The organism is Psychromonas aquimarina ATCC BAA-1526 (assembly GCF_000428725.1).
Lineage (GTDB): Bacteria > Pseudomonadota > Gammaproteobacteria > Enterobacterales > Psychromonadaceae > Psychromonas > Psychromonas aquimarina.
Genome location: NZ_KE386791.1, coordinates 159,431 through 173,888 on the forward strand (window position 1 = coordinate 159,431; position 14,458 = coordinate 173,888).

13 protein-coding genes are annotated in these 14,458 nt (G+C 43.4%); 10 read left to right on the plus strand and 3 right to left on the minus strand.

The genetic code is table 11. The features are described from left to right. Window positions 1-78 precede the first annotated feature (78 nt). From G337_RS0120160 to glgC, 4 genes are all read left to right on the plus strand, one after another. Window positions 79-954, plus strand: coding sequence for a substrate-binding periplasmic protein (locus G337_RS0120160; protein WP_037028241.1), 876 nt, complete (start codon window positions 79-81; stop codon window positions 952-954). Between the two features lie 102 nt (window positions 955-1,056). Next, window positions 1,057-1,449 carry a thiol-disulfide oxidoreductase DCC family protein gene (locus G337_RS0120165; protein ID WP_028865432.1) on the plus strand — a complete coding sequence of 131 codons (393 nt, stop codon included), beginning with the start codon at window positions 1,057-1,059 and terminating at the stop codon, window positions 1,447-1,449. 389 nt (window positions 1,450-1,838) lie between these two features. After that, window positions 1,839-3,467 carry an FMN-binding glutamate synthase family protein gene (locus tag G337_RS0120170; RefSeq protein WP_028865433.1) on the plus strand — a complete coding sequence of 543 codons (1,629 nt, stop codon included), beginning with the start codon at window positions 1,839-1,841 and terminating at the stop codon, window positions 3,465-3,467. 381 nt (window positions 3,468-3,848) lie between these two features. Next, window positions 3,849-5,168, plus strand: a complete 1,320-nt coding sequence (glgC, locus tag G337_RS0120180) for a glucose-1-phosphate adenylyltransferase (protein WP_028865434.1) — start codon at window positions 3,849-3,851, stop codon at window positions 5,166-5,168. A 63-nt stretch (window positions 5,169-5,231) separates the two neighbouring features. Here the strand turns inward: glgC and G337_RS0120185 are convergent, their stop codons facing one another. Beyond that, entirely contained in the window at window positions 5,232-5,819 is a 588-nt protein-coding gene (locus G337_RS0120185; RefSeq protein ID WP_028865435.1) for an AAA family ATPase, read from the minus strand. Between the two features lie 447 nt (window positions 5,820-6,266). Between G337_RS0120185 and G337_RS0120190 the strand changes: the two genes are divergently transcribed. Together G337_RS0120190 and G337_RS26975 are read left to right on the plus strand one after the other, a co-directional pair. Next, window positions 6,267-7,220 (plus strand): GlxA family transcriptional regulator, encoded by a 954-nt coding sequence (locus G337_RS0120190; protein ID WP_028865436.1) that lies wholly within the window; start codon window positions 6,267-6,269, stop codon window positions 7,218-7,220. 215 nt (window positions 7,221-7,435) lie between these two features. After that, window positions 7,436-7,942: a GNAT family N-acetyltransferase gene (locus G337_RS26975; RefSeq protein ID WP_051303460.1), complete on the plus strand. Its 507-nt coding sequence runs from the start codon at window positions 7,436-7,438 to the stop codon at window positions 7,940-7,942. Between the two features lie 46 nt (window positions 7,943-7,988). Here the strand turns inward: G337_RS26975 and G337_RS0120200 are convergent, their stop codons facing one another. Beyond that, window positions 7,989-9,203 carry a multidrug effflux MFS transporter gene (locus G337_RS0120200; protein WP_028865437.1) on the minus strand — a complete coding sequence of 405 codons (1,215 nt, stop codon included), beginning with the start codon at window positions 9,201-9,203 and terminating at the stop codon, window positions 7,989-7,991. Between the two features lie 112 nt (window positions 9,204-9,315). Here G337_RS0120200 and G337_RS0120205 point away from each other — a divergent pair, with 112 nt between their 5' ends. The 3 genes from G337_RS0120205 to G337_RS0120215 all read left to right on the plus strand — a co-directional run bounded on the left by G337_RS0120205 (window position 9,316) and on the right by G337_RS0120215 (window position 12,467). Beyond that, window positions 9,316-10,194: a LysR family transcriptional regulator gene (locus G337_RS0120205; RefSeq protein WP_028865438.1), complete on the plus strand. Its 879-nt coding sequence runs from the start codon at window positions 9,316-9,318 to the stop codon at window positions 10,192-10,194. A 181-nt stretch (window positions 10,195-10,375) separates the two neighbouring features. Beyond that, window positions 10,376-11,482, plus strand: coding sequence for a M20/M25/M40 family metallo-hydrolase (locus tag G337_RS0120210; RefSeq protein ID WP_028865439.1), 1,107 nt, complete (start codon window positions 10,376-10,378; stop codon window positions 11,480-11,482). A 277-nt stretch (window positions 11,483-11,759) separates the two neighbouring features. Then, a complete protein-coding gene (locus tag G337_RS0120215) occupies window positions 11,760-12,467 on the plus strand; it encodes a DUF2982 domain-containing protein (protein WP_028865440.1) in 708 nt (235 codons plus the stop codon). A 25-nt stretch (window positions 12,468-12,492) separates the two neighbouring features. Here the strand turns inward: G337_RS0120215 and G337_RS0120220 are convergent, their stop codons facing one another. After that, the gene (locus G337_RS0120220) at window positions 12,493-13,041 is read right to left on the minus strand and encodes a sugar O-acetyltransferase (protein WP_028865441.1); all 549 of its coding nucleotides are present in this window, start codon (window positions 13,039-13,041) and stop codon (window positions 12,493-12,495) included. Window positions 13,042-13,401: 360 nt separating this feature from the next. Between G337_RS0120220 and G337_RS0120225 the strand changes: the two genes are divergently transcribed. After that, a complete protein-coding gene (locus G337_RS0120225; protein WP_028865442.1) occupies window positions 13,402-14,457 on the plus strand; it encodes a cysteine synthase A in 1,056 nt (351 codons plus the stop codon). Window position 14,458 lies beyond the last annotated feature (1 nt).

Below are 14,458 nucleotides of genomic sequence, written 5' to 3' on the forward strand. Positions count from 1 at the left end.
TTTATTAAATGTTTATTTATAGAGATACAATGGATTCAGCGTTTTCTGCTGGTGATCAGGCTTTTTTCAGGAGATATAATGAAACAGTTTTTTGCTGCTTTGATGATGCTGTTTCTGATTAACAGCCCGATCCGGGCAGATGAGCTGCTGATCAGGCATATTGCTCCTCAAGGAAGTTTGGATCAGCGTAGCCTCTATGTTATTGATCTGCTTCGTTTAGCACTGGAAAAAACGGCTAATACAGACGGTCCTTACCGACTGGAAACAATAAATAGGAAAATGTTTCAAGGGCGGGCGATAAAGCAGCTGGCGGCAGGAAAGTCCGTTGATGTGATCTGGACAATGACCTCTGTCGAGCGTGAACAGCAGCTGCTGCCGATCCGTATTCCGTTATTAAAAGGGCTGCTGGGGCATCGCATTTTTATTATCCGTGCCGAGGATAAAGAAAAATTTTCTATGATCAGTACGTTAGATGATTTGAAAGGATTGACTGCAGGGCAGGGACACGACTGGCCGGACAGCGAAATTTTACGTGCTAACGGTATTAAGGTGATCAGCAGTCCCAGTTATAAAGGGCTTTTCAGTATGCTGGAAATGAAAAGGTTTGATTATTTCCCGCGTGGAATTAATGAACCCTGGGCAGAAGTTGCCGCACATAAAGATAAGCACTTTATAGTGGAAGAAACACTGCTTATTCAATATCCCGCGCCGCAGTATTTTTTTGTTAATAAGGATAATACTCAACTTGCTTTACGCTTAGAAAGAGGGCTTCGCCTGGCGATTACAGACGGCTCTTTTGACCGTTTGTTTTACCATCATCCGGCTAACAGGGAAATTTTTGAATCAGCAAAGATTGAGCAGCGCAAGATATTCAGATTTAAGAACCCGCTGCTTCCCGCAGAGACTCCCCTGCAGGAAAAAGTTTTATGGTACAGCCCTAAGTCCAGGAAATAACCGTTTTTCAACTATTGTCTATTATTAACAACCTGCCCTGACTTATTTCGCCTGATAAACAGCGCTGCTGAATGCTGCTAGAATAAATATAGAGGTATTGATATGAGCAAGCGCAGTGCAGAAATTACAGTTTATTACGACGGCAGCTGTCCGCGCTGTATTAAAGATCGTGATAACTATCAGAAACTGGCCGGGACTGCAGGGGATTCTGTCTGCTGGTTTGATATCACCGGTAGAGACAAGGAGCTGCTGGATCTTGGTATCGATCCGCGTAAAGCTTTAACCGAACTTCATGTTAAAACTGCTGATGATAAAATTGTTACTGAACTTGATGCTTATATCGAGCTAATGAGCCGAGTCAGAGTATTGAAACCCGGCGCATTTATTATCGGACTGCCGATTATCCGGCCGCTTGTGGCCCGCTATTATCACTTTAGTGTATATAAACGGCTGAAAAAAAACGGTCGTTACCCGGGCGGCCGCAATAAAAAATAAAGTCTGTTTACTGAATGCATATTTATGACCAGTCGTATTCTGCGGCCTTGTCAGACAGATACTTACAGCTAAACTGCATATTAAGCACCCAGAATATATACCCGTTATCATTCAAGATGCAAAAATCAGCAAGCCGTGAGGTGAACAGATTCTAGGCGTGAAGGTGAAGATCTAACAGGTTAAATCGAGGCTTCATAACAACGAAGATGTTTATCTCACGACTTGCCCCGTGGGTCGCTAGCTCGAAAACCAATACTACGTTGCAACACTCGAGAAGGACTGGCCATTGTCATCATGTTGCGCCTTATCTTGGTGTCCGAGCTAACGACTGATAAATGCATTTTGATTGGTAACGGGTATAACAGACAAATAGACAGGGGAGTATTGATATGAGGAAGTATTTTATTCTTACTGCTGTTTCTTCACTTGTTGTTATTACACTTTTATCTTTAGTCTGGCCGTCGGCTCTCTGGCTGTTTGCCGCGGCGCTGCCGCTTACTGCTGTCGGTATTTACGATATGCACCAGAGTAAACATGCGCTGCTGCGGAATTTTCCCGTGATCAGCCGTATGCGCTGGATTGTAGAGTATATTCGCCCCTATCTGCGCCAGTATCTTTTTGAATCAGAAACTGACGGTGTACCCATCAGCCGTATGTTCCGCTCGGTTATATATCAAAGAGCAAAGGGCGAGCGTGATACTGTGCCTTACGGTACCAAGGTTGACAGTCTGCGGGTTGGTTATGAGTGGATAGGGCATTCACTGGCCGCCAGGCATATTACTGAGAAAAAGCCGGATCCGCGTATCAAAATCGGCGGAGCAGACTGCAGTAAACCATACAGCACAAGTATCTTTAATATTTCCGCAATGAGCTTCGGCGCTTTAAGCTCAAATGCCATAAAAGCACTTAATAAAGGTGCGAAACTTGGAGGTTTTTCTCATAATACCGGGGAGGGTAGTGTCAGCCCGTATCACTTAGGATATGACGGCGATCTGATCTGGCAGATCGGGACAGGTTACTTCGGCTGCCGGGATAATACAGGCTGTTTCAGCCCGGAAAAGTTTGCGCAGACAGCCTGTTTACCCAATGTAAAAATGATTGAGATAAAATTGTCACAGGGGGCTAAACCTGGTCATGGCGGTATACTGCCTGCCCATAAAAATACCATAGAAATTGCGCAGATCCGCCATGTAAAAGCCGGAGAAACAGTTAATTCACCGCCGACCCATTCAGCATTTTCAACTCCTTTAGAACTGATGTTATTTGTTCAGCAGCTGCGTGCTCTATCTGACGGTAAACCTGTCGGTTTTAAATTATGTGTCGGACGCCGAAGCGAGTTTTTCGGCTTGTGTAAAGCTATGCTTAAATCGGGTATTAAACCTGATTTTATTACTGTGGATGGTGGAGAGGGCGGCACGGGGGCCGCGCCGCTGGAGTATTCAAATTCAGTGGGTATGCCCTTAAAAGAGGGCTTGAGTTTTGTCTGTGATGCGCTGATTGGTTTTGGTTTGAGGGATGAAATTAAATTGATTGCCAGCGGCAAGGTGTTTACCGGTTTTCATATTGTTAAAAATATTGCGCTGGGTGCCGATGTCTGTAACAGCGCGCGCGGTATGATGGTCGCATTAGGCTGCGTGCAGTCATTAATCTGTAATACCAACAGATGCCCTACGGGTATTGCAACACAGGATGCGGATCTCGCCGGCGGGCTGGTTGTTGAGGATAAGGCTGCACGGGTTGCTTCCTATCATAATAAAACAGTCAAGGCGGCTATGGAAATAGTTGCTTCTGCAGGACTTGAAAATTCTACCCAGCTTAACCGTTCACATATTTACAGGCGAACCAGCCAGACTGCTGTTATGCGTTATGATGAAATTTATCCCTACCCGCTTAAAAACTGCTTTCTGGGTGACAATTACCCGAAAAGATTTGCGCAGGAGATGTCTGAGTCCTGTGCGGAGAGCTTTTTACCCGAGCATTATTTTGTCAAGTCAAGTTCAGGATTGGCTGAATTATAACAGCCGTAACAGGGCTGCTAGTCTGCTTCATTGTCTAGCTGAATTTAATGTTTATTAAATATGAAATTTTCTGTTTGAAATAAGCGTATGCTGAATTTTTCAAAACACAGGCGCCGCCCGCAGCAGTTAAATAAACTGTTACCTTAATCACAATACCTCTCTGTAGACCTTTTATTTATGTTGTTAATCATTCAATATAAAAGGACCGGTCCCATTTTGTTTTTATCAATAAGAACGGGAGCAATCCATAAAATTGAAACAAGGAGCCAGTTCGGAGCATATCAGCAGTAAATAACGGACAGCTGCACAGTTTATCCGTTAATTTTTACAGAAAATAAATACCTTTAGATTTTAGATTCAAAAATTTATGGAGATTCATTTATGAGCCACAATAAAGACCGTTTTATCAGTAACCTTACTAAAGATACCTATGCCCTAGTATTAGCCGGGGGACGCGGCAGCCGATTGTTCGAACTGACAGACTGGCGTGCAAAACCCGCTGTATATTTTGGCGGTAAATTCCGTATTATCGACTTTCCTTTATCAAACTGTATTAACTCTGGAATTAACCGTGTTGGTATTGCAACACAATATAAATCACACTCGCTAATCCGCCATATAAACCGCGGATGGGGAACTTTTAAGGCAAATATATCAGAGTTTGTTGATGTGCTGCCTGCGTCGCAGCGAAGCGGTGATGACTGGTATGTGGGAACTGCTGATGCGGTATATCAGAATCTGGATATCATTCGTGCTGAGTCTCCAAAATATGTTCTGATTTTGTCCGGTGATCATGTCTACCGCATGGATTACGGTGTTCTGCTGGCGCAGCACGTAGAAAACGGTGCAGATATGACCGTCTGCTGCCTTGAAGTAGATACAGAAGAAGCTGCCGGCAGCTTTGGTGTTATGACAGTTAACAGCGCCAATAAAGTACTCGCCTTTGATGAGAAACCTGCTGTGCCTAATGAAATCCCTGCTAAAGCGGGTAAATGCCTGGCTTCAATGGGGAACTATGTGTTTAATACCGACTTTTTATTCGAGCAGCTGGAAAAAGACTGTAGTAAAGAGGGCTCCAGTCGAGATTTTGGACATGATATAATTCCGTCAATCATTAAAGAGCATAATATCTTTGCATTTGCTTTTAAAGATCCGGACAGTAACAATCAGCCTTACTGGCGGGATGTCGGTACCATAGACTCCTTCTGGGAAGCTAATATGGAACTGGTTGCCCCTGAGCCGCAGCTGGATTTATATGATAAATCCTGGCCTATCTGGACTTATCAGGAGCAGCTTCCTCCGGCAAAGTTTATTTTTGATAATGACCAGCGCCGCGGTATGGCAGTTGACTCAACGGTGTCCGGCGGCTGTATTATATCCGGTTCAACAATCCGCAAGTCACTGTTATTTTCCAGCGTACATACGCACACAAACAGTGTTATTGAAGAGTCTGTACTGCTTCACGGTAGTCACGTTGGCGAACGGAGTAGATTACGGCGTGTTATTGTTGACAGTAAATGTCTGATCCCGGCTGATTTAACAATTGGTTATGATAAAAAGCAGGATATAGCCAACGGCTTCCGAGTGTCAGAGAAAGGCATTACTTTAGTTACGAATGATATGCTTAAAGTATTAGCAAAGAAGAAAAAATCTGCGCGGATTAAAAACAAAACCCCGGAATTAGATTTAGTTATCGGCTGATGATTAAACAGGTTAAGGAGAATTAAAATGACCGGAGTCCTGCCGCCGTATGCAGGGCTCTAGTCAGATGGTATTAATAACATTTTCAATAGTCATAATACCGAACATAACTTTGCGGATAAATGATTCTGAGCTGCTGACTAAGTTAAAGTTGGGATGCTGCGACCAGATCCGCTGCAGTTTTTGATCAATAACAATTGCAGTCTGTTCCGATTCATTTCTGATCGGGTTATTACTTTTTATTTCTTGGCCGGATTTGGCCGCTGTTTCAAAAAAAATTACTGCATCATAACGGCTTAATTCATACTCCAGGGTAGTGTTCATGGTTTTAAAAAAATCTTCATCTGAACGCGGCCAGTAGGCAAGCCCGTCTAAACATCCCCGGTCGCATAATATCAGACAGTCAGGGTTCATTTTTCGCTGCACATCTTCCAAATTCCGCTGCAGATTGAATATTGCGATCTGTTGAGTACAGGTCACTTCATCATCAAGGCTGCGGTCAATGCCGCCGCTGAAGATCATAGTAGCGGCTTCCGGAACGGAAGCTATTTTGCCGAGAAGCTCACGCCTAAACAGGTCCAGCGCCGTGGTTTTACCGCCCCCCGGGCCGCCTGTTAGTACAATACGTCGTTTTACATTTAACTTATTCATTTTGTCCTTTACTTTAAGATCTGTTCTACCGTGAATAATGAGATAAGGTTAATTAATACCAATCTGAATAAGCATCTGATCCTTTATGCTGGTTAAAATTAATTCTATCTTCGTTATTAATTTCGTAATTAGAATAACTAGTTACATCAATTAATGCCTTGCTAGTATTAATTTTTCCTGCGCTTAAACTGACCATTTACTTAATCAGTTTGGTATAAAAGGTAGGACAGTCACAGCTGTTAGGCAAAAAAGGCACTGTTATATCATTTGAAATCATGACGTTAATTGCAAAAACGGTAATAAAAACACGGTATTCGTCTGCGCGCGCATAACAACATTGTGCGTTTCATTTTTACATGATGATTATGCGATATTGTTGACTGGCATATGTAAGTCTAAACTGACATGATTAAAGTCAAAAGTGACAATATGACAGGTAACGTCGTTATGAATATAAGAATTGCAGTCGTAGACTATCCCGGCTGCCTTAAATCAGCAGTATACGGGCTGTCAGAAATGTTCAAAATGGCCGGCCGGGTGAGTATCGATCAAAACCTCAGCTATCAGTTTGTCCCTGAAATAATTGATTTTAATATTTATAAAAATGACCATCAACTGCAAAAGGCCAGTTACGATGCTGTTATTGTGCCTCCCTGTGATGATAATGATTATTTCCTGAGTCCTGAAGCTGAGCTGCTTAACTGGTTAGTACTGCAGCATAACAAGGGGGCTGTTTTAACCTCTGCCTGTGCCGGTTCTTTTATACTGGCGGCTACAGGCCTTTTAAAAGAAACTGAAATAACCACTCATTGGGCTCTGCAGACTTTATTCCATAAAACTTATCCGCAGTTAGCGCTGAAAATAGATCAGCTGCTGATTAATCAGGATGATTTTATTACAGCTGCCGGTATGCTCTCCTGGCTTGATTTAGGTTTGGAGATTGTGGCGCAGTTTTCCCGGCCGAGTGTGATGCGTCAGCTGGGGAAAATGCTGGTGGTTGATACGGGGCGGCGGGAGCAGCGCTATTATAAGCAGTTTGCACCAAGCTTTAGTCATGGTGACCATGCAATATTAGGCCTGCAGATAGAGCTGCAGACAATTTTTAATCAAAGCCTCACTATCTATCTGCTTGCACAGAAATGCAGTTTAACCGAGCGTACTTTTCTACGCCGTTTTATCCGGGCAACCGAGCTTAAACCAACTCAATATATTCAAAGGCTGAGAATTCAAAAAGCCTGTGACTTATTAGAAACCTCTGATAACCCGTTTGCATGGATAGCGCATCAGGTTGGTTATGAAGATGTCAGTGCCTGCCGTAAAATATTTATCCGAATTATCGGTTTAACTCCGAGTGAATTTAGAACCCGCTTTGTACGTAACAAGAGTCAGGCGGTTTTGTAAACGGCGTGAGTTCGTAGGTAACAAAAGTCAGGCGGTTTTGTGAACGGCGTGAGTTCGAATGTAACAAGAGTCAGGCTGTTTTGTAAACGCTTTGAGTTCAAGCTGTTATAATTAATACAAGGTATTATTCGTCTGCTGAGTTGTGTTTCTGTAAGCTGTTTTCCAGCTCAAACAGGCAGTAGTAATAGAAGCAACTTATACTGGAAATTTTTATTATGATTACTATCAGAAAATATGTACAACAGGATGCACAGGCTACCTGGTCACTTTATTTTAATACCATTCGAAATATCAATAAGTCTGATTACAACGCTCTGCAGCTGCAGGCATGGGCTCCTGATTCTATGGATATGTTTATCTGGAATAAAAGAATGTCTGATATTGAACCTTATATTGCTGAGCTCAACGGTGAAATTGTCGGATACGCGGATCTGCAGAATGACGGTCTGATCGACCACTTCTTTTGTGATCAGCACCACCAGAGAGAAGGTATCGGCAGAGCCCTGATGATGCATATTTTAAAGCAGGGTAAACAGCAGAAAATAAAACATTATTTTTCTCAGGTTAGTATTACCGCAAAACCTTTCTTTGAACACTTCGGTTTTAAGGTGGTGAAGCAGCAGCTGCTTGAGGTGAAAGATCAGGAACTGCTGAATTTTCATATGCAGAAGTATGACGAGCAGCAGAGGGGATTACCGGGTCGAAAAGCAGTGCTTTTGTAGAAAAATAAGGCGGCAGTGTCTCTGCCGCCTGCTGTATTTACCTTGGTTATTTTTCAGCGACTAATACAGTATTGTTAGTTTTTGTATTTCTTATGCGGCTGTGGGTTAATACTGCCGCAACTGCCAGCCCGGTTATTAAATAGAAAATGCCCAGGCTTACCTGACTGGTCACCCAGTATTTGATTAAATAACCGCCCAGCAGGCCTGCAAAACACATCTGTACTGCGCCGGAAAGCGCTGAAACCGCACCAACCTGCTTAGTGTGCGGCGCAAGCAGCAGGCTGATTGAAAGAGGAAAATTTATTCCCTGTGCCGTCGCCAGCAGTGTAAATCCGAAGATTATATTAAATAATGACATCTCATTAAATATCAGCCAGGCGCCGGAAAAAATCATAATGCCTGCAGATAAATACATCAACTGGCTTGTCGATAATATTTTGATTAAACGGTTTAATAATAAACTGCCTATTAATAATCCTGCTGAGGGGATAATCATTACTTGACCGTATTCTGCCGCGCTTAAGTGCAGCCCGTTCTGCAGTAAAAAGGGCAGTAAAGAGACCGAGACTAAACTGGATAAATAACCTATCCAGTTATAACTCGCTGAAGAGATAACCTGATAGCTGCGTGATAAACCCCAGTAGCCGCTAAACGTACTTTTGATGCTGAACTTTTTAGCCTGGTAGGGCAGTGTTTCCGGCAGTATAAAATAGCCTAATGTTAAAATTGCCGACAGATACAGCAGCACCAGGGTAAACACCGACTGCCAGCCGAAATGCCAGGCCGTCCAGCCGCCGATAACCGGCGCTAAAATCGGCAGAATTGAAGCTGTCATCGCGACATAAGACATAGCCTGGGTTAACTGCGTACCGTGATAACTGTCTCGTATCACACTGCGTCCCAGCACGGAAGCACTGCCGGCACCTAGGCCCTGCAGTAAACGGCCGATTAATAATGCAGTGAAACTCTCTGTCATCACGAAACACACCAGAGTGCCAAGCAGATAGATGCCCTGTCCCAGCAGAAATACCGGGCGCCGCCCGACTGCATCCGAAAAAGGCCCGTAAAACAGCTGAGACAGTCCAAAACCGAGTAAAAACAGGGTGACCAGCAGTTGTACATCCGCCTGTGATACCTGCAGCTGACTGCTGATTAGAGGTAATGAGGGCAGATATATACTGACACCAACCTGACCGGTGGCAATGATCATCATCGCCAGAGCCAGGGGGATTTTATTAAAAGTAGTAGTTTTTATATTCATAAAGCTAGTGTACATTTATGCGATATAAATGATAATAACCCGTATGGGAATGTCATTAGGTCCTGTTGGGACTTAATTGTTTTGTCCTTTACTTTTCATATAAGGAAACCTTATGGACTGGATGCTTTGCGTCCGCAGCTTTATTAAAGTTGTGGAAGAAGGAAGTTTTAACGGCGCGGCTTATCAGCTTAATACCAGCGGTTCAGCAGTCAGTAAACGGGTAAACTGGCTTGAAGAAAGGGTCGGGGTGCAGCTGCTGAAACGAACGACGCGTTCAATTGATCAGACCGAAGCTGGGCAGTTATTTTATCAACGCTCTCGACTGCAGCTGGATCAGTGGCAGTCATTAGTCGATGAAGCACGCTCTATACATCAGACTCCGGCCGGTATTCTTAAAATAGGCGCCACGATTGCTGTCGGCTCAAAATTTATCGTCAAATATCTTGATGATTTTTTACGGGCTTATCCGAAAATAAAAGTGCAGCTTCTGACCACGCTGCCGGGGCAGATGCCTGAGAATTATGTTGATGTATTTATCAGCCGCGAACTTGAACAGCTTAACAGTCACAGTTACAAATCGGTTTCGCTTTTTGAAAACCATGCCGAATTTTTTGCTTCGCCGAGTTATCTGCAGAAATACGGTGTGCCCGGCACTACCTGTGATTTAGAGCATCATAATATGCTGATCTGGGGGGAAAGGCCTGTCAGGGAAGTTAAATTGTCCACCGGCAAGCGCATTACTTTAAGGGGAAATTTTGCGACAACCAACCCGGAAGCACTGTTTTACGGTGCGAAATGCGGCATGGGTATTCTCCTGGCCAGCCGCAGGATGCTGCAGGATGTGATTGAATCGGGTGAATTAGTACAGGTGCTGCCGGAAATAACCGCAGATCACCGCTCTGTTTGTGCTTATTATCCGACTCTTGAATATGAACACACGCGCACCCAGGTATTTATTAAATATTTAAAAGAAAAACTCCATAGTGAGTAAAGCAAAGATTCTGCTTCGCATCGCCCGGGTTAATCGGGCAGCAGCCTCTGCCTTTCAAATCTAAAAACAGAAGTGTAAAGACTGCAGACTTTATGTGCACAAGAATACATTTATTGACCTGCTCTAGGTAAACGGAGAAAAATTGCGTTACTGTTATTTTTTTTGTTATTAAGAGAACTTTATGAACAGAATTAACCAGGAACGACTAATCCGCCACTTTATTGAACTTGTTAAGATAGACAGTGAGTCAGGAAATGAAAAACAGATAGCACAAACTCTAGCTGCTCAGTTATCTGAGATTGGTTTTGAGGTTCGCCAGCTTGCTGTCCCCGCCGATGTTTCTAACGGTTTCAATCTTTATGCCCGTCTGCAGGGAACTTTACCAGAGAGTATTTTACTCAGCTGCCATATGGATACGGTAAACCCGGGAAAAGAGATACAGCCGCAGATTATTGACGGGGTGATCAGTTCGAAGGGGGATACTATTTTAGGTGGTGACGACAAGTCTGGAATTGCCGCCATTATGGAAGCGGTTCGTTGTCTACTGGCAGATAACCAGGCTCATAAAACCATTGAACTGGCATTTACGGTTTACGAAGAGGGCGGACTTCGCGGCTCACAGCATTTCGATATGTCCTGCATAGAATCTAAGCAGGCTATAGTTTTAGACTCTGGAGGCCCGATCGGTACAATTATAACTGTGGCGCCGGGACAGCAGAGCCTGAAAATAAATATTAGCGGAAAACCCGCACACGCAGGTTTAGCCCCGGAAGAGGGGGTTAATGCATTAACAGTCGCATCCGATGCTATTTCGCAAATGAAACTTTCGCGAATTGACCATGAAACAACGGCTAATATCGGTTTTGTTAAAGGCGGCGGTGCGACAAATATTGTTATGCCGGATCTTTATCTGGAAGCTGAGGCACGCTCACTTGACGATCAAAAACTGCAGGCTCAGGTTGATCATATGGTAGGTTTATTTGAAAGGACTGCTGTTAAGCATGGTGCTGCAGTTGAGATAGAATCATGTCGTTCATATAACGCTTATTGTATTGCTGAAAATGATCCTCTGGTCAGTTCAGTTAAAGCGGCATTTACCGCCAATGATGTTGAACCGCTGCCGCGTTCTACCGGCGGCGGCAGTGATGCCAATATCTTTAATGAAAAAGGGCTTAAAACCGTTAATTTATCGACGGGTATGGCGAAAGTGCATACAACTGATGAGTATATTACTGTTGCCGATATGACTTCCATTACTGAGTTTCTTTACACCTACCTCAGTAGCTGATTATCTGCCTCTTTAAGCTTTATGATGAGGAGTATAAAAACTTCTCATCTGCTCTTACAAAAAACACGGCCATGCTGTTGTGTGCTGTTAAAAATCACTGCCGTTAACTGCGCGCTGTTATATCCCTATAAAAAAATTCACTAGCAGGATTGCCAAGTTACTCCTACAATTTATATAACCCTATAATATTCGGGCAAAAAATTTGCTGTTATTTTGATATAACACCGAATCAGGGCATTTTCATTTAGCAAAGGAAAGCTTGTGAGGAGGATATATTATGGCGGAACAAACAGCGGAGAAGGTCATTAAGGTAAGACCTAAGTCAAAACGTAATGAACAATTTTTAGTCTGTTTAGGAGGTGTATTACTTATTTTCAGTATGATATTCGACCTGCTGGTGTGGGATTTAAGTCAAATTCAGCTGATATTACTCTCGCTGGCATGTTTACTGGTATCTTTTATCGGTGTTGTTAAAATTTTAGAACCGCAGATCAGTTATTTCATCTACCCTGAAAAAATCGTTTATGTACACCGCTCCGGTTACTGGCTGCTGCCCTGGCAGGATATTCTTCGTGTAGGGGATGTCAAAGCGGATATTGATGGAGAGCATAAAGAGCTGCCTTATTTAGGTATAAAGCTGAAAAATCTGGAAAATATTGCGCAGAATATCTCCCCTAGGCTGGCAAATAAACTGCTCCATGAACAGCAGGAGTTATTAAATTTAGCAGCTAAAAACGAAGAGATTACCTTCGATGACTGTTTAGTCAATTTTGATCCCTATGTCCTTAATGATGTGACTTATCAGGGGCCGGTTGCAGCCTGGCTGCATAGGAGCGAGCAGTTAGCAAGCGCCTATGGTTATCACCTGTTTTTACCGGACAGTAGTTTAGATAGAGATATGAGTGACTTTTTAAGTTTATTAAAAGAGTGTCTGGAATATATTCGTTATCATCCAGGTTTTGTTTCCGGACATATGCAGGATTAACAGAAGATTAACTCGAACAGCTGGTTTACTGCACTGTTTTTATTAATTTTGCCGGGTTACCAGCTACCACTGTTTTAGCTGCAACATCTTTAGTGACTACGGAGCCGGCGCCTATTACTGCTTCATCGCCAATAGTAATTCCGGGTAAAATGACAGCACCGCCGCCTACCCAGACCCGTTTGCCAAGGCGAATTTCTTTTGCTGTTTCCATTCCCTGTACTCGTCTACCTGCATCAAGAGGATGGTCCGAGGTATAAAACTGCACATTTGGTCCAATCATTGTCTGTTTGCCGATATAAATGGGGGCATTATCCTGCAGGGTGACATTGCTGTTAATAAAGACTTGTTCAGCAAGATGAATATGCAGGCCGTAACTGACATAGAAGGGCAGTGATACGATAGCGCTGGGAGATTTGTGCGGCAGCAGTTCCGGGGCGATAACAGCTTCTAGCGATTGATTGACCTGACGATTGAGGCGCTGTTGTCTGCTGCGAAGCTCTGCTATTTCACCATCCAGGCAGTTATATTCCTGACCGGAAATCATTTTCTGATAATTGTCTGCTGACTCTGTCATTTTTTGTCCTTTATAAAAAGTTTATAGAGTACCTTCGGAAGGTGAGGCAAAGCAAGTAAATAACCTGTAATTATCTGCCTGAGCTTATTTATACCAATTTCATTAATTAAGTGCTCTATTTAGGCGCAGGAAAAATGGATGAACGCAAGGCATTGATTGCAGTAACTAGTTGTTCTAATTGCAAAATCAATAACGAAGCTAGCATTCATTTTAACCAGCATAAATGAATACAAAATTATTGAATTTGGTATTACCTCCTCAAGGCATTGCCAGCAGACATCAGGCTGCTGACAGGGCTTGATTTAATGCTGTATCTGCCTAGTATTTATTATATTGTTTTCAATATTAGGCGTAAAACTTATGCATTGCTCCCCAATATCAAAAAACGTTACTGAACTGATCGGTAATACAGATCTGCTGCGTATCAACAGCCTTTCTGATTTAAGCGGCTGCGAAATTTTAATGAAGTGTGAACAGCAGAATCCCGGCGGATCTATTAAAGACCGGGCCGCTCTGCAGCTGGTCAAAGATGCAGTTAACAGTGGAAAACTGAAGCCGGGAATGACCATAGTTGAGGGCACTGCGGGTAATACCGGTATCGGTCTGGCACTGGTTGCCAAAGCTATGGGTTTTAAAATGTTAGCGGTTATGCCCAGGGGACAGGCACCGGAAAAAGAGCAGATGATTGCTTTATACGATGCGCAGCTGATGCTGGTGGATGCCTGTCCATTTGCTAATCCTAATCATTTTTATCATACAGCTAGACGTCTCGGTGAAGATAATCATAATTACTGGTGGGCTGATCAGTTTGAAAATATCAGTAACAGTAAGGCGCATTATGAAAACACCGGCCCGGAAATCTGGCTGCAGACAGAAGGCAGAATAGATGCATTAGTATCCGTGGTAGGAACGGGTGGTACGATTGCTGGAAATTCACGTTATTTATCAGAAAAACATCATGCTCTGCAGACCTGGCTGATTGATCCTGAAGGCTCCGGCATCTACTCCTACCTTAAAAATGGTCAATATGTCAGCAGCGGCAGTTCGTTCACTGAAGGGATCGGCATTATGCGCAGTGTGGAGAATTTCCGCGAGGCTAGAATTGATCACGCAGTTACCCTTCCTGACCAGGATCTGGTTACTATTTCCCGACATGTTCGTGAAATTGACGGTATAGTTTTAGGCAGCAGCTCAGCGCTAAATGCCGCCGGTGCATTATACGCGGCTGCGAAAATGGGACCGGGTAAAACTATTGTTACTTTTTGCTGTGATCTGGCTGAACGCTCTTCGTCAAAGCTCTATAATAAACAGTTTCTGGCTGAAAGAGGTATTAGTGAAAAGCATGAGTCTGTGCAGGAGATGTTTGTCCGATACCAGAATGAGCCGCAGACAAGTATTGTTAATGTTGATCATTAAA

Bases quoted from the DNA above. Each gene is read 5' to 3' on its own strand.
- G337_RS0120160 (WP_037028241.1), top strand. From the start codon at position 79: ATGAAACAGTTTTTTGCTGCTTTGATGATGCTGTTTCTGATTAACAGC.
- G337_RS0120165 (WP_028865432.1), top strand. From the start codon at position 1,057: ATGAGCAAGCGCAGTGCAGAAATTACAGTTTATTACGACGGCAGCTGT.
- G337_RS0120170 (WP_028865433.1), top strand. From the start codon at position 1,839: ATGAGGAAGTATTTTATTCTTACTGCTGTTTCTTCACTTGTTGTTATT.
- glgC (WP_028865434.1), top strand. From the start codon at position 3,849: ATGAGCCACAATAAAGACCGTTTTATCAGTAACCTTACTAAAGATACC.
- G337_RS0120185 (WP_028865435.1), bottom strand. From the start codon at position 5,819: ATGAATAAGTTAAATGTAAAACGACGTATTGTACTAACAGGCGGCCCG.
- G337_RS0120190 (WP_028865436.1), top strand. From the start codon at position 6,267: ATGAATATAAGAATTGCAGTCGTAGACTATCCCGGCTGCCTTAAATCA.
- G337_RS26975 (WP_051303460.1), top strand. From the start codon at position 7,436: ATGATTACTATCAGAAAATATGTACAACAGGATGCACAGGCTACCTGG.
- G337_RS0120200 (WP_028865437.1), bottom strand. From the start codon at position 9,203: ATGAATATAAAAACTACTACTTTTAATAAAATCCCCCTGGCTCTGGCG.
- G337_RS0120205 (WP_028865438.1), top strand. From the start codon at position 9,316: ATGGACTGGATGCTTTGCGTCCGCAGCTTTATTAAAGTTGTGGAAGAA.
- G337_RS0120210 (WP_028865439.1), top strand. From the start codon at position 10,376: ATGAACAGAATTAACCAGGAACGACTAATCCGCCACTTTATTGAACTT.
- G337_RS0120215 (WP_028865440.1), top strand. From the start codon at position 11,760: ATGGCGGAACAAACAGCGGAGAAGGTCATTAAGGTAAGACCTAAGTCA.
- G337_RS0120220 (WP_028865441.1), bottom strand. From the start codon at position 13,041: ATGACAGAGTCAGCAGACAATTATCAGAAAATGATTTCCGGTCAGGAA.
- G337_RS0120225 (WP_028865442.1), top strand. From the start codon at position 13,402: ATGCATTGCTCCCCAATATCAAAAAACGTTACTGAACTGATCGGTAAT.